Origin of the sequence: Streptomyces sp. NBC_01016, assembly GCF_026341035.1 — a bacterium.
GTDB lineage: Bacteria > Actinomycetota > Actinomycetes > Streptomycetales > Streptomycetaceae > Streptomyces.
Genome location: NZ_JAPEOQ010000001.1, coordinates 1,219,834 through 1,239,713 on the forward strand (window position 1 = coordinate 1,219,834; position 19,880 = coordinate 1,239,713).

24 protein-coding genes and 1 tRNA gene are annotated in these 19,880 nt (G+C 70.3%); 6 read left to right on the forward strand and 19 right to left on the reverse strand.

Annotated elements, in window-relative coordinates; genetic code table 11:
* Window positions 1-31 precede the first annotated feature (31 nt).
* Together OG746_RS05700 and OG746_RS05705 are read left to right on the forward strand one after the other, a co-directional pair.
* Entirely contained in the window at window positions 32-1,543 is a 1,512-nt protein-coding gene (locus OG746_RS05700) for an MFS transporter (protein ID WP_266712193.1), read from the forward strand.
* Between the two features lie 77 nt (window positions 1,544-1,620).
* Window positions 1,621-2,415, forward strand: a complete 795-nt coding sequence (locus OG746_RS05705; RefSeq protein WP_266712195.1) for a TetR/AcrR family transcriptional regulator — start codon at window positions 1,621-1,623, stop codon at window positions 2,413-2,415.
* 48 nt (window positions 2,416-2,463) lie between these two features.
* Here OG746_RS05705 and OG746_RS05710 read toward each other — a convergent pair whose 3' ends face one another.
* The 4 genes from OG746_RS05710 to OG746_RS05725 all read right to left on the reverse strand — a co-directional run bounded on the left by OG746_RS05710 (window position 2,464) and on the right by OG746_RS05725 (window position 7,096).
* Entirely contained in the window at window positions 2,464-2,925 is a 462-nt protein-coding gene (locus OG746_RS05710; RefSeq protein ID WP_266712197.1) for a PPOX class F420-dependent oxidoreductase, read from the reverse strand.
* 39 nt (window positions 2,926-2,964) lie between these two features.
* Window positions 2,965-3,783, reverse strand: a complete 819-nt coding sequence (locus OG746_RS05715; protein WP_266712199.1) for a YceI family protein — start codon at window positions 3,781-3,783, stop codon at window positions 2,965-2,967.
* A 257-nt stretch (window positions 3,784-4,040) separates the two neighbouring features.
* Window positions 4,041-6,491 (reverse strand): MFS transporter, encoded by a 2,451-nt coding sequence (locus tag OG746_RS05720; protein ID WP_524540377.1) that lies wholly within the window; start codon window positions 6,489-6,491, stop codon window positions 4,041-4,043.
* A 98-nt stretch (window positions 6,492-6,589) separates the two neighbouring features.
* On the reverse strand, window positions 6,590-7,096 hold the full coding sequence (locus OG746_RS05725; protein WP_266712203.1) for a MarR family winged helix-turn-helix transcriptional regulator: 507 nt from the start codon (window positions 7,094-7,096) through the stop codon (window positions 6,590-6,592).
* Window positions 7,097-7,293: 197 nt separating this feature from the next.
* Here OG746_RS05725 and OG746_RS05730 point away from each other — a divergent pair, with 197 nt between their 5' ends.
* On the forward strand, window positions 7,294-7,500 hold the full coding sequence (locus OG746_RS05730) for a hypothetical protein (RefSeq protein ID WP_266712205.1): 207 nt from the start codon (window positions 7,294-7,296) through the stop codon (window positions 7,498-7,500).
* A gap of 51 nt (window positions 7,501-7,551) precedes the next feature.
* Here the strand turns inward: OG746_RS05730 and OG746_RS05735 are convergent, their stop codons facing one another.
* From OG746_RS05735 to OG746_RS05775, 9 genes are all read right to left on the reverse strand, one after another.
* The gene (locus tag OG746_RS05735) at window positions 7,552-8,298 is read right to left on the reverse strand and encodes a hypothetical protein (RefSeq protein ID WP_266712207.1); all 747 of its coding nucleotides are present in this window, start codon (window positions 8,296-8,298) and stop codon (window positions 7,552-7,554) included.
* A 132-nt stretch (window positions 8,299-8,430) separates the two neighbouring features.
* Complete coding sequence (locus tag OG746_RS05740) at window positions 8,431-9,369, reverse strand: RNA polymerase sigma factor SigF (protein ID WP_266712209.1); 939 nt, start codon at window positions 9,367-9,369, stop codon at window positions 8,431-8,433.
* A 247-nt stretch (window positions 9,370-9,616) separates the two neighbouring features.
* Window positions 9,617-10,465 carry an RNA polymerase sigma factor SigF gene (locus OG746_RS05745; RefSeq protein ID WP_266712211.1) on the reverse strand — a complete coding sequence of 283 codons (849 nt, stop codon included), beginning with the start codon at window positions 10,463-10,465 and terminating at the stop codon, window positions 9,617-9,619.
* Window positions 10,466-10,653: 188 nt separating this feature from the next.
* Entirely contained in the window at window positions 10,654-10,947 is a 294-nt protein-coding gene (locus OG746_RS05750) for a Dabb family protein (protein WP_266712213.1), read from the reverse strand.
* A 36-nt stretch (window positions 10,948-10,983) separates the two neighbouring features.
* Window positions 10,984-11,154, reverse strand: a complete 171-nt coding sequence (locus tag OG746_RS05755; RefSeq protein WP_266719216.1) for a hypothetical protein — start codon at window positions 11,152-11,154, stop codon at window positions 10,984-10,986.
* Between the two features lie 452 nt (window positions 11,155-11,606).
* Window positions 11,607-11,691 (reverse strand) — tRNA-Ser (locus tag OG746_RS05760).
* A 10-nt stretch (window positions 11,692-11,701) separates the two neighbouring features.
* Window positions 11,702-12,160 (reverse strand): tRNA adenosine(34) deaminase TadA, encoded by a 459-nt coding sequence (tadA, locus tag OG746_RS05765; protein WP_266718738.1) that lies wholly within the window; start codon window positions 12,158-12,160, stop codon window positions 11,702-11,704.
* An 85-nt stretch (window positions 12,161-12,245) separates the two neighbouring features.
* On the reverse strand, window positions 12,246-12,803 hold the full coding sequence (locus OG746_RS05770) for a tRNA adenosine deaminase-associated protein (protein ID WP_266712215.1): 558 nt from the start codon (window positions 12,801-12,803) through the stop codon (window positions 12,246-12,248).
* Between the two features lie 205 nt (window positions 12,804-13,008).
* Entirely contained in the window at window positions 13,009-13,242 is a 234-nt protein-coding gene (locus OG746_RS05775; protein ID WP_266712217.1) for a hypothetical protein, read from the reverse strand.
* 138 nt (window positions 13,243-13,380) lie between these two features.
* Between OG746_RS05775 and upp the strand changes: the two genes are divergently transcribed.
* The gene (upp, locus tag OG746_RS05780; protein WP_266712219.1) at window positions 13,381-14,016 is read left to right on the forward strand and encodes a uracil phosphoribosyltransferase; all 636 of its coding nucleotides are present in this window, start codon (window positions 13,381-13,383) and stop codon (window positions 14,014-14,016) included.
* Window positions 14,017-14,090: 74 nt separating this feature from the next.
* On the opposite strand, the gene OG746_RS05785 is transcribed toward upp, so the two are convergent.
* The 5 genes from OG746_RS05785 to OG746_RS05805 form a co-directional block, all read right to left on the reverse strand.
* Complete coding sequence (locus OG746_RS05785) at window positions 14,091-14,744, reverse strand: LytR C-terminal domain-containing protein (RefSeq protein WP_266712221.1); 654 nt, start codon at window positions 14,742-14,744, stop codon at window positions 14,091-14,093.
* Between the two features lie 124 nt (window positions 14,745-14,868).
* Window positions 14,869-15,165 (reverse strand): type II toxin-antitoxin system VapB family antitoxin, encoded by a 297-nt coding sequence (locus tag OG746_RS05790; RefSeq protein ID WP_003955420.1) that lies wholly within the window; start codon window positions 15,163-15,165, stop codon window positions 14,869-14,871.
* A 244-nt stretch (window positions 15,166-15,409) separates the two neighbouring features.
* Window positions 15,410-15,547 (reverse strand): hypothetical protein, encoded by a 138-nt coding sequence (locus OG746_RS05795; protein ID WP_266712223.1) that lies wholly within the window; start codon window positions 15,545-15,547, stop codon window positions 15,410-15,412.
* Window positions 15,548-15,609: 62 nt separating this feature from the next.
* The gene (locus tag OG746_RS05800) at window positions 15,610-15,951 is read right to left on the reverse strand and encodes a hypothetical protein (protein WP_266712225.1); all 342 of its coding nucleotides are present in this window, start codon (window positions 15,949-15,951) and stop codon (window positions 15,610-15,612) included.
* Between the two features lie 185 nt (window positions 15,952-16,136).
* Entirely contained in the window at window positions 16,137-16,727 is a 591-nt protein-coding gene (locus OG746_RS05805) for an HhH-GPD-type base excision DNA repair protein (RefSeq protein ID WP_266718739.1), read from the reverse strand.
* A 150-nt stretch (window positions 16,728-16,877) separates the two neighbouring features.
* Here OG746_RS05805 and OG746_RS05810 point away from each other — a divergent pair, with 150 nt between their 5' ends.
* Both OG746_RS05810 and OG746_RS05815 read left to right on the forward strand, forming a co-directional pair.
* Window positions 16,878-17,219, forward strand: a complete 342-nt coding sequence (locus OG746_RS05810) for a cupin domain-containing protein (protein ID WP_266712227.1) — start codon at window positions 16,878-16,880, stop codon at window positions 17,217-17,219.
* Window positions 17,220-17,245: 26 nt separating this feature from the next.
* Window positions 17,246-19,192 carry a propionyl-CoA synthetase gene (locus tag OG746_RS05815; RefSeq protein ID WP_266718740.1) on the forward strand — a complete coding sequence of 649 codons (1,947 nt, stop codon included), beginning with the start codon at window positions 17,246-17,248 and terminating at the stop codon, window positions 19,190-19,192.
* Here OG746_RS05815 and OG746_RS05820 read toward each other — a convergent pair.
* Window positions 19,169-19,870, reverse strand: coding sequence for a sensor domain-containing protein (locus OG746_RS05820; RefSeq protein ID WP_266712229.1), 702 nt, complete (start codon window positions 19,868-19,870; stop codon window positions 19,169-19,171). The genes OG746_RS05815 and OG746_RS05820 overlap by 24 nt on opposite strands.
* Window positions 19,871-19,880 lie beyond the last annotated feature (10 nt).

The window sequence follows — 19,880 nt, forward strand, 5'->3', positions numbered from 1 at the left end:
CATCAGTCCCGTACACCGTAGAGGAGTGTCCATGGCCCCCACGGCCGACCCGGCCACCCAGGCACCCCCGGTCACCGCAGGTCACCCCCAGCGCTGGCTGATCCTCGGCGTCATCTGCCTCGCCCAGCTGACCGTGCTGCTCGACAACACCGTCCTGAACGTCGCGATCCCCTCCCTCACCCGCGAGCTGGACGCCTCGACGTCCGACATCCAGTGGATGATCAGCGCCTACTCGCTCGTCCAGTCCGGCCTGCTGCTCACCGCGGGCAGCGCATCCGACCGCTACGGCCGCAAGAAGATGCTCGCTTCGGGTCTCGCGATCTTCGGCGTCGGCTCGCTGACCGCCGCGTTCGCGGGCTCCACCGGGCAGTTGATCGCCGCCCGCGCCGGCATGGGCGTCGGCGGCGCGCTCATGATGACCTCGACGCTCGCGGTGGTCGTGCAGATCTTCAGCGAGACCGAGCGCGTCAAGGCGATCGCCCTGTGGTCCACCGTCAGCACGCTCGGCTTCGCCGTCGGCCCGCTGGTCGGCGGCGTGCTGCTCGACCACTTCTGGTGGGGCTCGATCTTCCTCATCAACATCCCCGTCGCGCTCATCGGCCTTGTCGCCGTGATCGTCCTGGTCCCCGAGTCGAAGAACCCGCAGGGCGACCGCCCCGACCTGCTCGGCGCGCTGCTCTCCACGATCGGCATGACCGGCATCGTCTACGCGATCATCTCCGGCCCCGACGACGGCTGGACGTCCACGACCACGCTCACCTCGGCCACGATCGGCGTCCTCGTCCTGGCCGCCTTCGTGACGTGGGAGCTGCGGATCCCGTACCCGATGCTCGACATGCACTTCTTCCGCAACCAGAAGTTCACGGGTGCGGTGGCGGGAGCGATCCTCGTCGCCTTCGGCATGGGCGGCTCGCTGTTCCTGCTCACCCAGCACCTCCAATTCCTGCTCGGATACGGTCCGTTGGAGGCGGGCCTGCGCACCGCGCCGATGGCCCTCACCGTCGTCGCGCTCAACCTCACCGGCGTCGGCGCCCGGCTGCTGCCCAAGATGGGCACGCCGCTGACCATCGCGTCCGGCATGACGTGCATGGCGGCGGGGCTCGCCGCGATCGCGCTGCTCGGCGGGGACGGGTACGGGGGCATGCTGCTCGGCCTGATCGTCATGGGCGCGGGCATCGCCCTCGCCATGCCGGCCATGGCCAACGCCATCATGAGCGCCATCCCGCGGGAGAAGGCGGGCGTGGGTGCCGGGGTCAACGGCACCCTCGCGGAGTTCGGCAACGGTCTGGGCGTCGCCGTCCTCGGCGCGGTCCTGAACGCCCGGTTCGCCGCCCTCGTAACGGTCTCCGCGACCTCGTTCCCGGCGGCGCTCGCGGCGGCGGACTCGGCCGGGGAGAAGGCCCGTATCAGCGAAGCCTTCTCCTCCGGTCTCGAGACCAGTCAACTGGTCGGCGCGGTCGCCGTGCTGGCGGGCGGCCTGCTCGCGGCGGTGTTGCTGCGCAGGGCCGAACGGACAGAATCCGCAGCGGTGACTTCCGCTTAGCATCGGAGCGGGCGGGGAGCGGTCCTGTGCGCAGGCCCGACCCGCCCGCGTACGAGGAACCCCTGGGAAGGAACGCCATGGCGAAGGCAGCGCGGATGAGCGTCTGGCTCGACGACACGGATGGCGCCGCGGAGCCCAAGGTCAGAGCGTCGCGCGGCCGGCGGGCCGAGCAGCCCAGCGGACTCGACCGGGAGCGGATCACCGAGGCGACGGTGCGGCTGCTGGACGCGGAGGGCCTGGCGAAGTTCTCCATGCGGCGCCTCGCGGGTGAGCTCGGGGTCACCGCGATGTCCGTCTACTGGTACGTCGACACCAAGGACGACCTCCTCGAACTCGCCCTGGACCAGGTCTACGGGGCGCTGGAGATCCCGGACACGGAGGCCACGGAAGGTACGGACTGGCAGACGCAGTTGCGTGAACTGGCAGCCATGTACCGGGAGTTGCTCGTACGTCACCCGTGGATCTCGCCGCTGGTCGGCAACTACCTCAACGTCGGCCCGAACTCGCTGCTGTTCTCGCGCGCGGTGCAGCAGGTCATCGCCCGCACCGGCCTCTCGCTGCCCCGCCAGCGCGGCGCCGTCCAGTCCGTCTTCCAGTTCGTGTACGGATACGGCACCGTCGAGGGCCACTTCCGGCAGCGCTGCGCCGAGGTGGGCCTCACCCAGGACGAGTACTTCCACAAGGCGATGGCGGCGTTCTCCGTCCCGGAGGAGATGGCGGAGGACTTCTCGCACGCCGAGCGGATGGTGGAGGCGGTGGAGGAGGGCGGCACGGTGGATGCGATGCGCGACATGGACTTCCAGGTGGCGCTGGATCTCCAGATCGCGGGCATCGAATCCTTGGTGGCCCAATCAAGCCCCGCCGGCGATTGAGGCGCGGGGTCCGGGGCAGAGCCCCGCGGCCGCAACGCCGTTACGGGTTCACGCCAAACGCGCCGGGAACCCACCCGTGGCCACGGGACCCCACTTTTCCGGTGTGACGCGGATGATCGACTTGCCCTGCTTGACCATCGCCTCGCGATACTCGTCCCAGTCCGGGTGCTCACCCGAAATGCACCGGAAGTACTCGACGAGCGCCTCGACGGAGTCGGGCGAGTCGATGACCTCCGCCGACCCGTCGACCTGCACCCACGGCCCGTTCCACTCGTCGCTGAGCACGACGAGGCTGACCCGCGGATCCCGCTTCGCGTTCCGCGTCTTGGCCCGCTCCGGGTACGTGGAAACAACAATCCGCCCGTCGCCGTCGACCCCGCAGGTCAGAGGTGAGGCCTGCGGGGTGCCGTCGGCGCGGGCGGTGATGAGGAGGGCGCGGTGCCGGGGTCGTACGAAGTCGAGCAACTCGTCTAGTGAGACACGGGTGTTGGTCGCGATGTTCGGAGCCATGCCCCGCACCCTAACCCCGGCCCCCGACACCTCGCGGTGTCACATCTGCGGCAGCGCGTCGCCCTGTACGGCCTGGATGTCGAGCTCGACCTTCAGCGTCGCGCCGATCGCGGCGATGCCGGCCTGCACGACCTGGTTGTAGTTCATCGCGAAGTCCTCGCGCTTCAGTTCGGCCGTCGCCTTGAACGCGGCACGGGTGCCGCCCCACGGGTCGGCGCCGGTGCCGAGGTAGCTGAGGTCGAGGTCGACCTCGCGTGCCACGCCGTGCAGGCTCAGCTGGCCGTGCACGGTCCAGCGGTCGGTGCCCGCGGGCTCGATGCCGGTCGACTGGTAGGTGATCTCCGGGTACGTCTCGACGTCCAGGAAGTCCGGGGACTTCAGGTGGCCGTCGCGCATGCCGTTGCCGGTGTCGATGGACGCCGACCTGATGACGGCCTCGACCCGCGACTTCTCGACGTCCTGCGCTATGTCGATGCGCGCCGTGAAGTCGGTGAACCGCCCGTGCACGGACGTGATCCCGAGGTGCTGCGCCGTCGCGGCGACCGAGGAGTGCGCCGGGTCGACCATCCACGGCCCGGGCGGCGGCAGCTCGGCCCCGCCCTGCCGGTGCAGCACGATGCTGCCCACGTCGGCCCGACCGCTCGCCGTCACCATCGCGGTGGAGGCGGCGGGGGCGTAGCCGACGGCGGTCACGATCACCGTGTAGGGACCGGGCGCGAGCGCGGCCGGGTCGTGCACGCCGCCCTCGTCATCGGCCTCGGCCCGCAGCACCTGCGATCCCGTCATGTCGGTCACCGTGACGACGGCGTGCGGCAGGGCCCACCCGTCCCGCGTGCGGATCCGCGCGCTCAGTCCCATGCTTTTGCTCTCCTAGCTCAAGTTCTTACGTACGCAGGGGGTTGGTCGTGCTCCCCCTGCGTGGACGGGCCCCGGTCGGCGTGCGTCACGGCCGTCCCCTGCCGTTGGCGACGCCACCGGGTCCGGGGCCCATTCTCACAACCGGGCCTGTGTGGTCCGCGTCCGCTCAAAGCGCGAACCACACATTCAGGTGGCCCGGGGTCACATACCCGCCGGTATGGGCGAGTTCGATCACTCGCCGGTATCGGCGGGTTCGATCACTCGCCGGGGTGGGCGAGCTCGATGTCGTGGCCGTCGATGCCGCTGCCGTTCACGCTGAGGCCCGTGGCCACCGGCGGGTAGCCGGTCGCGATCACGGTGTACTCGCCGCCGTCCAGGTCGGTGAAGGCGTACGCGCCGTCCTCACCGGTGGTGGCGGTGGCGACCACGTTGCCCGCGGCGTCCACCAGCGTGACCCGCGCGTCGTTCAGCGCGCGGCCCGCGGCCCGGACGGTGCCCTGGACCTGGGAGCCGGAGTGCAGGTCGATCTCGATGCGGGTGACACCGGAGCCGGTGACCTCGACCGGGAGCGCGGTGGGCCGGTGGCCCGGTGCGTTCACGGCCACGGTGACCGGGCCCGGGATCAGCTCGGCGAAGGTGAACTCGCCGGCCGGGCCGGACTGACCGGTGGCGAGCACATCGCCGCGGACGTCGGTGACGATGACCATCGCCCCGGCGACCGGCGCCTTGGTCTCGCTGGCCCGCACCACACCGGTGAGGCCGCTGGTGCCGCTGAGCAGGATGTCGTACGTGACCGACTCCTCGCCCACCAGCACGGTGGAGGCCTGCGGCTGGTAGCCATCGGCCGAGGCGATCAGGACGTAACTGCCGGCGCCGGGGGCGTCGACGCTGTACGAGCCGTCGCCCTGGGCCACGGCGCGGCCGAGCTGGCGGCCGCCGAGGGAGATCAGGGTGACCGCGGCGCGGGGCACCGGGGCGGACTCGGCGCCGCGGACGAAGCCGCGGACCGGGGTGCCGCCGACGGTCTGCGCCGGAGCGGAACCGTTGGAGGCGGATGCGACGGCCGCGAGGCGCTGGGTCTGGGTGTCGGCGGCGGGCTGACCCGCGCCGACCAGGCTCGGCACCCGCTCCTGCGCCGGGGCGGGAGCGGCAGCGGCAGCCGGGGTCTGGTTCGTGGGCGCCGCGCTCTGAGCGGCCTGCTCGTTGGCACCGGACGTACGCAGGGGAACCTCCTTGATGAAGATGGTGACGAGGAACGCCAGGAAGGCGATCGGGGCGACGTACAGGAAGATGTCGGCGATGCCGTGCCCGTACGCGCTCTCCAGCCAGTTGCGGACCGGGGCGGGCAGCGCGCTCATGACCGGCAGGTTGCTGCCGCCCATCGACTTCGCGGCCGCGGCCTGCGACTGCGGATCGAGGTTACCGATCGTGTCCTTGGCGTAGTGGCTGATACGGGTGGTCATCACGGAGCCGAGCGCCGAGACACCGACCGCGCCGCCGAGGGACCGGAAGAAGGTCACCATCGAGGAGGCGGAGCCGAGGTCCGAGGGGGCGACCTGGTTCTGCGTGCTGAGCACCAGGTTCTGCATCATCATGCCGATGCCGAGGCCCATCAGCGCCATGAAGATCGCCAGGCGCCAGTACGGGGTGTCGTAGCGCATCGTGCCGAGCAGACCCAGACCGGCGGTCAGGAACACGCCGCCGGCGACCAGCCAGGCCTTCCACTTGCCGGTCCGGGTGATGACCTGGCCGGAGACGGTGGAGGAGACGAACAGACCACCGATCATCGGGATCGTCATGACACCCGACATCGTGGGCGTCTTGCCGCGCGCCAGCTGGAAGTACTGCGAGAAGTACACGGTGCCCGCGAACATCGCGACACCGACGAACAGCGAGGCGAGCGAGGCCAGCGTGATGGTGCGGTTCTTGAAGAGGCGCAGCGGGATGATCGGCTCGCTCGCCTTGGACTCGACGAGCACGAAGATCAGCGCAAGCACGATCGCGCCGCCGACCATCGTGTACGTCTGCCACGACATCCACTCGTACTTGTCGTCGGCGAAGGTGACCCACAGGAGCAGCAGGCAGACCGCGGCGGTGATGAAGAAGGCGCCGGCCCAGTCGACCTTCGCCTTCCGCTTGACCACGGGCAGGTGCAGGGTCTTCTGCAGGACGACGAGCGCGATGAGCGCGAAGGGCACACCGACGAACAGGCAGTAGCGCCAGCCGAGCCAGTCGGTGTCGGTGATGACACCGCCGACCAGCGGGCCGCCGACGGTCGCGACGGCGAACGTCGCGCCCAGGTAGCCGGAGTAACGGCCCCGCTCACGCGGGGCGATCATCGCGGCCATGATGATCTGCGCCAGGGCGGAGAGACCACCGGCACCGATGCCCTGGACGGCACGGGCGGTGATCAGCATCCCGGGGTTCTGCGAGAAGCCGGCCAGCGCCGAGCCGATTATGTAGACGACCAGGGCTATCTGGACCAGGGCCTTCTTGCTGAACAGGTCCGCCATCTTGCCCCACAGGGGCGTGGTGGCCGTCATGGCGAGCAGGGCTGCCGTGACCACCCAGGTGTACGCCGACTGACCGCCGCCCAGGTCGCCGATGATCTTCGGCAGGGCGTTGGAGACGATCGTCGACGAGATGATGGCGGCGAACATGCCGAGCAGCAGACCGGACAGCGCCTCCATGACCTGCCGGTGCGACATGGGGGCACCCGCTTCGGGGGCGGCCCCTGAATGCTTGGGATGGCTGCCCCGCACACCGGGCGGTGTGGTTGTTGCCATGGGAATCCTCTTCTTACGTGTTACGCGGGTGTACGGGTGATGGTCTGAGCGGTCGGCTCAGTGGCGGCCTGCGGAACCGTCGCGCGGGACCCCGTGGTTCGGCAGTCGCCGAAGCTCTCGCGCAGTCGCGTCATGAGGGCGATCAACTGATCGACCTCGTCGTCGGACCAGTCGCTCAGCCGGTCGGCGAGCAGTTGGGTGCTCCGTTCATTGAGCACGTCCATCTGCTTCGAGCCTTTTTCCGTGAGGCTGAGGATGCGCGAGCGTTTGTCAGCGGGGTCGGGATGGCGCTCGATCCAACCGCGGTCCGCGACGTGTGCCACGTGCCGGCTGGCCACGGACACGTCCACGGCGAGCAGCTCGGCCATGCGGCTCATCCGCATGTCGCCGTAGCGCTTGAGCAGCGTGAGAACCGCGGCCGAACCGGTCGGGCAGTCGTGCGGAAGGATCCGCGCCATGTCCCTCTTGACGGCTCCGAAGGCGCTCATCTGTCGCGCCAGCTCGTCGTAGTGACGTTGTGCGGCCACGGCACCTCCTGACCAAAAGATCTTTATTTGTTGCTTAGGGCAACCATAGAAGCAGTTGGTTGCCACAGGCAAACGAAAGTGGGGGCTCGCGGATAAAATCGCGGCAAAGATCAAGTGCAAATCAGTAAAGTCGCAGATCAGATGGTGCGTGCTCGGACTGTGGCGCCCTTCGCGGCAATTCGCTAGGGTCCTGCTCCATGGCTAACAACCCCCAAGGCCCCGGCCCCCAGGGCAATCCCGACCCCGCGGGCAACACCCAGATGTTCCGCGCCTTCGTCGACGAGCAGCCTCCCGCGCGTCAGCAGGTGGCCGCCGCGAAGTCCGGCCCGAGTGCCGGTCTGATCATCGGCATCGTGCTGGCGATCGTCGTGGTGGCGGGCGTGGCCTGGCTGGCGCTCAGCTAAGGCCGCATCCGTAAAGGCTGCATCCGCCGGCCAGGTCCGTATCCGCGGAGCTCACTTCCAGTCGACGTCGACGTCCTTCGTCTCCAGGCGCATCCCGAGTGGGACGCGCCATTCGTCGACGCACACGGTCCACGTCTTCCGCTTCTTCTCCCCGGCCCCGATGGGCACGGGGAGCTTCTTCTTGACGTCGACGGTCGCCCAGTCGATGCCGAGCGCGCCGATGACATGCGTCTCGAAGGTCGCGGTGCCCGAACGCACCGCGCTGCCACCGGAGTTGCGCAGCGTCAGCGTCACGTCCTGACACCACCGCTTGTCCGCCTTCTTGAGCTCCGGGTCGCCTGCGACCTTGAGCTCGGCGGGGCCCGATGGGGCCGAAGAGGAGGGGGCCGCGTCGCTGTCGGGGGCGGTGTTCCCGGAGGGCTTGTCGGCGGCGGACGGAGTGCCGCTCCCGCCGGGGGTCTCGCCGGCCGGTGGGGCGCCGCCCGCGTCGGGGACGTCCGCCCCGGGTTCCTGCCCGCCGGTCTTGTCTCCGCCGGCGCTGTCTTCACCGGCGCCGGCTCCACCGGCTCTGCCCGCCGCGCCCTTCTCCGACGGGGCCGGGGCGCCAGGGGTCTTTGCCGCCGGTGAGTCCAGCGGTACGAGCTCCACCTTGCCGGTGGGGGCGACCCGGTCGCCCGGGCTCGTGGGCGCCGCTCCTGCCGCACCCACGGCCACGTATCCATCGCGCCCGTCGCCACCGTCGAGTGCGACGACGGCGCCCGCGCTCACGCACACCACGGCGACCGAAGCGGCCCCCACGGCGGCCTTCCTGTGACCGAGCAACCAAGTCCGCAGCATCGCGCCAGTGTGTCTGACGCTCCGTCAATTCGGAAGCCCCCCTGGCTCTTTGGGAACAGGGGGCACTTCACTCCCGGTCGAACGGCGACCGGATCAGTCGGCGATGAGGCCCTCGCGCAGCTGCGACAGCGTCCGCGTGAGCAGCCGGGACACGTGCATCTGCGAGATGCCGACCTCCTCGCCGATCTGCGACTGCGTCATGTTCGCGAAGAACCGGAGCATGATGATCTGGCGCTCCCGCGGCGGCAGCTTGGCGAGCAGGGGCTTGAGCGACTCGCGGTACTCGACGCCCTCCAGGGCCGTGTCCTCGTAGCCGAGGCGGTCCGCGAGGGAGCCCTCGCCACCGTCGTCCTCGGGCGCGGGCGAGTCGAGGGAGGACGCGGTGTACGCGTTGCCCACAGCCAGCCCGTCGACCACATCCTCCTCGGAGACGCCGAGCACCACGGCGAGCTCCGGGACGGTCGGCGAGCGGTCCAGCTTCTGCGCGAGCTCGTCGCTGGCCTTGGTCAGCGCGAGCCGCAGCTCCTGGAGGCGGCGCGGCACGCGCACCGACCACGAGGTGTCGCGGAAGAAGCGCTTGATCTCACCGACGACCGTGGGCATCGCGAACGTCGGGAATTCCACGCCGCGTTCGCAGTCGAAACGGTCGATCGCCTTGATCAGACCGATCGTTCCGACTTGGACGATGTCCTCCATCGGCTCGTTGCGACTGCGGAACCGGGCGGCCGCGTAGCGCACCAGCGGCAGGTTCAGCTCGATCAGGGTGTCGCGGACGTACGGCCGCTCCGGGCTGTGCTCGTCGAGCGTGGCAAGACGCAGGAACAGGGAACGGGACAGAGTGCGGGTGTCGATGGCCCCGCTCGGCGGAGGTGTCACGGACACCTCGGGGCTCTCGGCGGCCTGGGCCGGAACCGAAGCGGGAACAGGAGCGTCGATCAGCGCGGCAGGCGTCTGCTCGCTCATGTCATCGGTCGCGGCGGGCGCGCCGGGCGTGAGCGTGAGCACCTTCGAGCTGCCCTGGTCTGCGGACATGCCACCCCCTTGAGGTCGCGGACGGTCGCGGCGGACGCTCCCGTCAGGTAAGAGCGCAGCCTCCACCTGAATACCGGACGAGGGACTGCGCCAAACGCCGTTCCAGCAGAATGTCACATGTCGGCAACACGCTGTAGTGACATGTCGACATGTATGGGATGGAACGGTGCAGGAAGCAAGGGGTGTGACGGGAGTTGGCGCGGATTCCGGCGGGAAAAGCGCCGCGCGCCTTGTCTACCCGTTCGAGCTAGGCGTCGATCCTGTTTGCGGACCGAAGTCGAGCGAAGCTGCGGGCGAGGAGTCTTGACACGTGCATCTGTGAGACACCCAGTTCCGCGCTGATCTGAGATTGCGTCAGATTGCTGTAGTAGCGGAGCAAAAGGATTCGTTGCTCCCGCTCGGGCAGCTGTACGAGGAGGTGCCGTACGAGATCGCGGTGCTCGACGCCGTCCAGCTCCGGGTCCTCGTAGCCGAGCCGGTCGAGCAGGCCCGGCATCCCGTCGCCCTCCTGCGCCGCCTCCAGGGAGGTCGCGTGGTACGAGCGGCCCGCCTCGATGCAGGCGAGCACCTCGTCCTCGCCGATCCGCAGCCGCTCGGCGATCTCGGAGGTGGTCGGGGAGCGCCCGAAGGCGGTCGTCAGGTCTTCGGTGGCGCCGTTGACCTGCACCCACAGCTCGTGGAGGCGGCGCGGCACGTGCACGGTGCGGACGTTGTCCCGGAAGTACCGCTTGATCTCGCCGACGACCGTGGGCATCGCGAAGGTCGGGAACTGGACGCCGCGGTCCGGGTCGAAGCGGTCGATGGCGTTGATCAGGCCGATGGTGCCGACCTGGACGACGTCCTCCATCGGCTCGTTGCGGCTGCGGAAGCGGGCCGCGGCGTAGCGCACGAGCGGCAGGTTCGCCTCGATCAGGGCGCCGCGCACCCGGGAGTGCTCGGGGCTGCCCGGCGGGAGCTCCTTGATCTGCGCGAAGAGGACCTGGGTCAGCGCGCGGGCGTCGGCGCCGCGGCTCTTCGCGGGCGCGGGCGGCGCCTCGGGCGGTACCTCGGGCGGTGCTTCTTGAGGCGCAGTACTGGCCGGCACGGTCAACTCCACCTCTGTTTCCGTCAACTCATCGGTCAAAAGCGGTCATAGCATCACAAGACATGTGCACTGTGTGCAAGCACCGCATAACTCCGTGTTGAAGCCCGAGTTGGGGCACGGTGAGGGGTTCAGGACACGCGAAAGCCCCTCACCGTTCAGGTGAGGGGCTTCTCGAACGTGTGACGGTCCGGCGAGTGCGCTCAGAACTCGTAGTCCGCGATCACCCACGTGGCGAACTCGCGCCACATCGCGACGCCCTCCTGGTGCGCGGGGTGCTCGATGTACCGCTTCAGGGCGTCGGTGTCCTCGACGGCCGAGTTGATCGCGAAGTCGTAGGCGATCGGCCGGTCGGTGATGTTCCAGTCGCACTCCCAGAACGTCAGCTCGGGAATCTTCGCGCCCAGCGCGCGGAAGGCCTCGACGCCCTCGGCCACGCGCGGTTCGTCACGGCTCACGCCGTCGTTGAGCTTGAAAAGGACCAGATGGCGGATCACGGGGTGCTCCCTGCGGTGCTGACGGCCGGCTTGCCGCTACTTCCCGCCGTTGACGACCCACGTCATGAAGTCGCCTATGGACTGGGCGGCGGACGATACGCCTTCGAACCCTATCTGGACGTAATCGGCGGCCTTGGAGGGGTCGGTGATGATCACGTAGAGCACGAAGACCACCCCGACGAAGAGCGCGACTTTCTTCGACTGCACCACGTTGCCTCCCCGTACCCGTGTCCTGGCCCCGTCCGACCCCTGTCGAACGGCGGCGAGTCTAACGCGGACGATCACCGACGCGACCTTTAAGGACCAACGGCCTCCGGTTATGGGTCCTTTGCCGACCTCCCGCATCGCCACAAAGGGGCAGTATTGGTGATGAGCCCGGAGGGTCTGGCAGGAATCCGATGGGCAGGGACGTGACCCCGACTGCGGGGTCCGCGCCGCACTTCCCCCCGAAGCGGCGCGGACTACGGGAGTCCGTCCTCATCGGGGGGAGTGGTTTGTCCCCCCGATACCACTCCCCCCGACCCGAACGGGACGCAAGAGCCCCGGCGCATCTGGACAGGCGCCGGGGCTTTTCGTGTACGTGCTCGCGGGCGGTGCGCCGAGCGCGGCCGGGCAAAAGCGAAGGGGCGGATCCTTGTCGGATCCGCCCCTTCGGCCGGCGGTAGCGGAGGGATTTGAACCCTCGGAGAGTTTCCCCTCACTCGCTTTCGAGGCGAGCTCCTTCGGCCGCTCGGACACGCTACCGAGAGGAACTCTAGCCCATGGTGGGCCGTGGTCCGAAATCCGTTTCTCTGAAGAAACGGGTGAGCTGTGTCGCACACTCCTCGGCGAGTACGCCGGAGATCACTTCGGGCCTGTGGTTGAGCCGCCGGTCGCGGATCACGTCCCACAGCGAACCGGCCGCCCCCGCCTTTTCGTCGCGGGCCCCGTAGACGACCCGGTCGACGCGGGACTGCACGAGCGCGCCCGCGCACATGGTGCACGGCTCCAGGGTGACGACGAGCGTGCACCCCGTGAGCCGCCACTCTCCTACTTCTTGCGCCGCCCTGCGCAGCGCCAGCACCTCGGCGTGCGCGGTCGGGTCCCCGGTCAGCTCACGCTCGTTGTGCGCCCGCGCGAGCACGGTGGTCCCGTCCGGCGCCAGCACGACGGCGCCGACGGGAACGTCACCGCCCGCCGCGGCGAGCCCGGCCTCGGCCAGGGCCTGCCGCATCGGCGGCTTCCAGGGGTCTCGTACGGGATCGGGGTCGGAAACGGTGTCGGAGGGTGTCACGGCGAGGAATCTATCCCCGCCGCGGTCAGCGCACCGTCTCGAGGACCTCCGATGCGCCCAGGGCGTCGGCGATCTCGCCCAGCGCGTCCGTCCCGTCGAGAGTGAGCAGATCCTTCTCGGCGACGCCCAGGTCGGCCAGGACCCCGCTGTCGCCGAGCGGGCCCGGCGGCACCACCTCGGCTCCGGCGTCCTCGTCGTCGTCGGACGCGCTCTCGCCGTCCGGCTCGCCGTCCTCCGTACCGTCCAGGTCCAGGGCGTCCAGATCGTCGACGACGTCCGAACCGTCCGGAGCCTTGCCGAGCAGTTCGTCGGTGAGCAGGATCTCGCCGTAGCTGCTGCGGGCAGCCGCGGCCGCGTCGGAGACGTAGATGCGAGGGTCCTCCTCGCCGTCGATGCGGACGACGCCGAACCAGGCGTCCTCTTGTTCGATGAAGACGAGGATCGTGTCGTCCTCGGCGCCGGCCTCGGCCGCCGCCTCGCGGGCCAGGTCGGACAGATCCGACAGGGTCTCCACGTCGTCGAGCTCTGTATCGCTCGCTTCCCACCCGTCTTCGGTGCGCGCGAGCAGTGCGGCGAAGTACACCGTGACTCTCCCACTGGTCTTAAGGGTGCCGGTCGGGAATCCCCCCGGCGGGGCCTGGGAGGCGGGGATTGCAGTTCAAGCCCCGCCCACTCGGAATCGTGGCAGAAAGTCCGGCTCCAAGAGAGGTCTTCCGCGCGCTGTGTTCGTGGCGCGTCCTCCGCGAAGTCCCGCGGGACGGGGATCCGGGGCGGACCGGCCGGGCCCGTCACCAGCGAAACGTGCGCATGCGCATCTGCTGTCGCATCCGTGCCGCCCGGGCGCGGCGTGGCTGGACCCTGGCGCGCAGCTCCCGCGCCTCGGTCAGTTCCCGCAGGAACAGGGCCCGCCTGCGCCTGCGCTCGGCGTCTGTCTCCGTGTCCGGCTCGGGCCCGGCCCCGGTCCCCGTACCGGCACCGCCCGACTCCCGCTCGGGCCGCTCCCGACGTTTCTCGTCCGCCATCGGCCACACCACCCCAGTCCGCCCAGTCGGCGCCAGTCGGAGCCAGTCGGCGAGTCCCTTCCACCTTCCCTCCGTACCGGCCGTTGATGCCACCGCGCGGGGGAGCCGCGGCCCTGTGGCCCGGTTACTGTTGAGGACATGCGGATCCACGTCGTCGACCACCCTTTGGTGGCGCACAAGCTCACCACGCTGCGCGACCAGCGCACCGACTCCCCGACCTTCCGGCGCCTGGCCGACGAGCTGGTCACCCTGCTCGCCTATGAGGCGACCCGGGACGTGCGCACCGAGCAGGTCGACATCGACACCCCCGTCTCGCGGACGACCGGCGTCAAGCTGTCGTACCCGCGCCCCCTGGTGGTGCCGATCCTGCGCGCGGGCCTCGGCATGCTCGACGGCATGGTGCGCCTCCTGCCGACCGCCGAGGTGGGCTTCCTCGGCATGGTGCGCAACGAGGAGACGCTGCAGCCCGCGACGTACGCGACGCGGATGCCGGACGACCTCTCCGGGCGCCAGGTGTACGTCCTCGACCCGATGCTGGCCACGGGCGGCACGCTCGTCGCGGCGATCCAGGAACTGATCAAGCGCGGCGCCGACGACGTCACGGCCGTGGTGCTGCTCGCCGCCCCCGAGGGCGTCGAGATCATGGAGCGCGAGCTGGCCGGCACGCCGGTCACCGTCGTGACGGCCTCCGTCGACGAGCGGCTCAACGAGCACGGGTACATCGTTCCGGGCCTCGGCGACGCCGGGGACCGCATGTACGGGGTCGCCGAGTAACCGACGCCGTACGAGAACGGGAACGGAAAAAGCCGCGGACGAACCGTCCGCGGCTTTTCGCTGTACGGGTCCCGTCAGCAGCCCGCGCCGGACGCCGAGGGCTTCGGCTTCGGGTGGCTCAGCGCCGTCAGCGCCTTGTCCGCGGCCGGCTTCTTGGCGAGCTTCTTGAAGTCGGAGCCGATGATCAGGTCGACCTCGGTCGGCTTCGCGCGCTTGTCCGCCTTCAGCTCGGCGCCGGTCAGCTGCGTACCGAGGACCGGGAGCGCCGCGTCGGTGGCCGCGGAGGCGCCGAGCAGTATGCCGGGGCCCTTGACCTTCTTGTCGTACGCCTTCGTGGCGTTGCCCACGTCGCCGATCTTGAAGCCGCGCTTCTTCAGCTCGTCCGCGGTGTCCTTGGCCAGGCCGCCGCGGGCCGTGGCGTTCAGGACGTTCACCGTGATCTGGGAGGGCTTCGGCAGCTTCTGGGCCGCCGCCTTGCCCGGGGAGGCCGACGCGCTCGGCTTCCGCTCGCAGGCGCCGGACTTCGCCCCCGCGGCGCTGGCCTTGTCACCGCCCGAGAAGACGTCGACCAGCTGGAACGATCCCCAGCCGATCAGCCCGATCGCGGCGACGGACGCGACGACCGCGAGCACGATCCTGCTGTGCGGACGCCCGCGCCGCATGCGGGGGTACTTGTCCCCTGTGATGCGGTACTTGCCGCCCATGCCGGGTGGAGTGAGCATGCTCATGAGCGCAGCGTAATCCTGTGCGGCGACGATGCCTATTAAATGATCACGGTCAGTCGCTCAGTCCAACCCAAAAGGGCCAATGCGGACTTGAGGCGGCGTCAGTGGGGCGGGTGTGCGAGCCGTGTCAGCCGAGCTCGAGCACGCGCGCGTGCAGCACCTGGCGCTGCTGGAGCGCGGCGCGCACGGCGCGGTGCAGGCCGTCCTCCAGGTAGAGATCGCCCTGCCACTTCACGACATGCGCGAAGAGGTCGCCGTAGAACGTCGAGTCCTCGGCGAGCAGGGTCTCCAGATCGAGCTGGCCCTTGGTCGTCACCAGCTGATCGAGGCGGACCGGGCGCGGCGCGACGTCCGCCCACTGCCGGGTGCTTTCCCGGCCGTGGTCGGGGTACGGCCGGCCGTTTCCGATGCGCTTGAAGATCACACGGAAAGCCTACCGGGCGAGGCTCTCCGGGCGCAGCCATGGGGACGCGGTACACAGCCGGTAAATACCGTCCTTAACCGGCTCCAACCGGGTCCAGTCGAGCGACGCACAGGGGCCTGAAATGAGTGGCGCCGTAGGTGAGTTGGTGGAGAGCAGGCGTGTTCGTGGCTCTTCCGGGGTAGTGGCGCGCGCTTCGTTGACGGGTGGTTCCCCGCGTCCCGTGCGGGGGCGCGGGGAACCGTCTTCAGCGGTCGTTCTTCTTGCCCGGCGTCCGCCGGTCGCGCGAGGTGGGCGGGGTCGTCTTCTGCGTAGCGGAGCGCTCGCCGCGTGCGGCCTCCGCGCGCATCAGGGCGCGCAGGAGCGCGTAGGGGTCCTTGGGCATGAGGGTGCTGCCGTCCTTTTCGAAGTCACGTGCGTGCTGACGGGTCCGGGGGACGGGTCCCGTCAGCAGCGCAGGACGACGGTGCGCAGGGCGCGGTGGGACGGCGGCGCGGGCTGTGCCGTGGTGTCGGGGCGCGCGGCGACGAGGGGGCGTGGCGGGGCGCACGGGGGCGGGGTCGTGAGAAGCCGGACGGGATGGCCCATCGACAGCCGGAGGGCCTCTTCGGAGGCGTCCCTGGTCCCCTCGCCCGGCTCGCAGGGGGAGGAGGCGGCGGGCGGCGGTGCGGAGGCCCCGGCGGAGGCGACGGCGAGCGGCGCGAACAGCAGGGCGAGCAGCACCACGACCACACGCACCAGGCCCGGGACACGGTGGCCCGGGCGGGCGGCGGACGCGGCGGCGCTCATGCCCCGTCATCTGCCCACCACCGACCACGACGTGATCCACGCAGCGACAGATCCGCCCTCACGGGTTACGGGGACCCGCATCCGGCTGACGGCGGTTAAGCCCCGCCGGCGATTGAGGCGCGGGGTCCGGGGCAGAGCCCCGAGACGTCCACCACGGCTCCGCCGAGGCCCGCCCACCCGCCCCGCTACTTGGCGGCCTTCGCCGCCTTCGCCGCGGCCTTCATCTCCTGCTTGTGCGCCCGCACCTTCGTGAGGGACTCCGGGCCGGTGATGTCGGCGACCGAGCGGTACGCCTTCGGTTCGCCGTACGCGCCCGCCGCCTCGCGCCAGCCCGTGGGCCGCACGCCGAGCTGCTTGCCGAGCAGGGCCAGGAAGATCTGGGCCTTCTGCTTGCCGAAGCCGGGCAGCTCGTTGAGGCGCCGCAGCACCTCCTTGCCGGTGTCGACGCCCTCCCACACGGCGGCCGCGTCCCCCTCGTAGTGGTCGACGAGGTACTGGCACAGCTGCTGCACCCGCTTGGCCATGGAGCCGGGATAGCGGTGCACGGCCGGCTTCTCGGAGAGCAGCGCGGCGAAGGCCTCGGGGTCCTGGGCGGCGATCTCGTACGCGTCGAGGTCGTCGACGTTCAGGCGCGTGGCGATGGTGCGCGGGCCCGCGAACGCCCACTCCATGGGCACCTGCTGGTCGAGCAGCATCCCGACGAGCGCGGCGAGCGGACTGCGGCCGAGGAGTTCGTCGGCGGCGGGCTCCTGGGCGAGGTGGAGGGTGACGTCCATACGGCTCATACGTCGATGATCGCGCCGGGCCGCCGGCGTCGCCACGTCGGGGTCGCCACGCCGGGGTGCCGCCGGCGGCGTGGCCCCGCGCGGCCACGATAGGGGGCCACCGCGTCGCATAGGCGCGCCGTCCGAGGTAACCCTGACGTCATGACTTCCACGACGCCCGCCCCGTACGATCTCGCGGCCCTCGCCGACGATCATCTGGCCGCGGCCCGCAAGGCCGAGCACGGCCGCAGCGCGGAACTCCTCATCAAAGAGGACCCCCTGCTGCGGCAGAGCGTCATCGCGCTGACCGAGGGCAGCAACCTGGAGGAGCACAACGCCCCGCCCGCGGCCACCCTCCAGGTGCTGCGCGGCCGCGTCCGTCTCACCGCGGTCTCCGGCGACGTCACCCTCACGCAGGGCCAGCTGCACCCGATCCCGCAGGAACGGCACGGACTCGTCGCGCTGACGGATGCGGCGGTGCTGTTGACGGCGGTCACCGCCTGACCTGATCGTGTTCCCGTCGCTACGGGATCCATCGGGCCCGCAGGTCGGGTTCTGCGCAAAGGAGTGCGGGCATGCCGTCGTACGAGGAAGTCTTCCGAGCGAGCACCGAGGACCCGGAGGCCTTCTGGCTCACGGCGGCCCGCGCGATCGACTGGGACGTGCCCCCGACCCGGGCCCTGGACTCCTCGCGGGCCCCCTTCCACCGCTGGTTCCCCGACGGAGAGCTGAACGTCTGCCACAACGCGCTCGACCGCCATGTCGCGGCGGGCCGCGGCGCTCAACCGGCACTCGTGTACGACTCCCCGGTGACGGACACCAAACGCACGTACACCTACGAGGAGTTGACCGACCAGGTCGCCACCTTCGCGGGAGTTCTGACCGGTCTCGGAGTGACCCGCGGCGACCGGGTCGTCCTCTATAAGCCGATGGTCCCGGAGGCCGTCGTCGCGATGCTCGCCTGCGCGCGGATCGGGGCGGTGCACTCGGTCGTCTTCGGCGGTTTCGCGGCGAACGAGCTGGCGGTGCGGATCGATGACGCGGCACCGAAGGTCGTCGTGTCGGCGTCCTGCGGGATCGAGGGGGCGCGGGTCGTCCCGTACAAGCCGCTTCTCGACCAAGCCGTAGACCTGTCGCAGCACAAGCCGGACGCCTGTGTGATCCTCCAACGCCCCGAGGGGCCGGGCGAGTTGACGCCGGGCCGGGACGTGGACTGGGCGGAGGCGATGCGCGACGCGCGCCCCGCGGCCTGCGTCCCGATGGCGGCGACGGACCCCCTGTACATCCTCTACACCTCCGGAACGACCGGAAAGCCCAAGGGAGTTGTCCGCGACTGCGGCGGCTACGCGGTCGCGCTGCGCTGGTCCATGGAGGCCGTGTACGACGTGGGGCCCGGCGAGGTGATGTTCACCGCGTCCGACGTGGGCTGGGTCGTCGGCCACTCGTACATCGTGTACGCCCCGCTGCTGGCCGGCGCCACGACCGTCCTCTACGAGGGGAAGCCGGTCGGCACCCCGGACGCGGGCCAGTTCTGGCGGGTGGCGGCGGAGTACGGGGTGAAGACGCTGTTCACGGCGCCGACGGCGTTCCGGGCGATCAAGAAGGTCGACCCGGAGGGCGAGTTGACGCGTGGATACGACCTGAGTGCGCTGAAGTACCTGTTCCTCGCCGGGGAGCGGCTCGACCCGGAGACGTACCACTGGGCGAGCGAGCTGCTCGGCATCCCGGTGATCGACCACTGGTGGCAGACCGAGACGGGCTGGCCGATCGTCGCGAACCCGGTCGGCATCGAGGCCGCGCCGGTCAAGGCGGGCTCCCCCACGTTCCCGCTGCCGGGCTGGGACGTACGGGTCGTGGACGGGGACGGCAAACCGGTACCGCCCGGCGAGGACGGCGCCATCGTCGTACGCCTCCCGATGCCGCCCGGCTCCCTGCCCACCCTCTGGAACGACGACGAGCGCTTCGTCTCCTCGTACCTCTCGGCCTTCGACGGCTACTACCTGACCGGCGACGGCGGGCACGTGGACGAGGACGGCTATGTGTTCGTGATGGGGCGGACGGACGACGTCATCAACGTCGCGGGGCACCGCCTGTCCACGGGCGGGATGGAGGAGGTGCTCGCCTCCCACCCGGATGTCGCCGAATGCGCCGTGATCGGTGTCGCGGACTCGCTCAAGGGCCAAGTGCCGCGCGGACTGGTCGTGTTGAAGGCGGGCGTCGCGTCGGACCCCGCGGTGGTCGAGGCGGAACTCGTCCAGCTCGTACGGGACCGGATCGGCGCCGTCGCGTCCCTGAAGGAGGTCGCCGTGGTGGCGGCCCTGCCCAAGACCCGCTCCGGGAAGATCCTGCGCAGGACGATGCGCGGAATCGCCGACGGCCTGGACGAACCAGTGCCGTCGACGGTCGATGACGTATCGGTCCTGGACGCGCTGCGGCCGGTCCTCACGCGGGGGTCAGCGGGTGGTGCCCAGCAGTGAGCGGATCGCGACGCGGTCGAGGTTCGTCAGGCCGCGCACCAGCTGCGGCGTCAGGAACACAAGCACGAACCCGATGGCCGAGACCGCGGCGATCTGCGCGGGCGACTCCACGTAGTACGCGTGGTGCGCGCCGGCGTCGGTCGTGAAGTCGTAGAGCCGGTAGCCGGGCCAGTCCAGGTAGCGGTGGAAGACCCAGGAGTAGGCGGGGAAGAGGGCGACGACCCACCCGGTGACCAGGAACGTCACGGACAGGGCGAAGGTCAGCACCCGCCACGGGAACATCACCGTGTGGAAGAGCAGCGCCTTCCACCCCGCGGCGTCGGTGAGCCGGCCGCGCAGTCCGGGACCGGCAGGCGCGGGCGCCGCCACGTCCAGACCGAGCAGGGAGCGCGCCCGGCCCCGCTCCGCCGCGCCGAGACCGCGCGCGCCGCCCAGCGCCGCCGCGAGCACCGGCAGCCCGATCCACACGACGAGCGTGCTCACACCCAGGGCGAACATCGTCACGGCGAAGACGAACCCGGCGATCGCGACCGGGAGCGACGTGAGCGTGTGGCCGATCTCGCGGTAGGTGGCACCGGCGAACGGAGCGCGCCAGAACCCGGGCCGCGTGTGCAAGTGGCCCGAGGCCCGGGGTGTGGTCGAGGTGGTGCTCGCGTACGGCAGCGTGGTCGAGGTCATGCCACCAGCC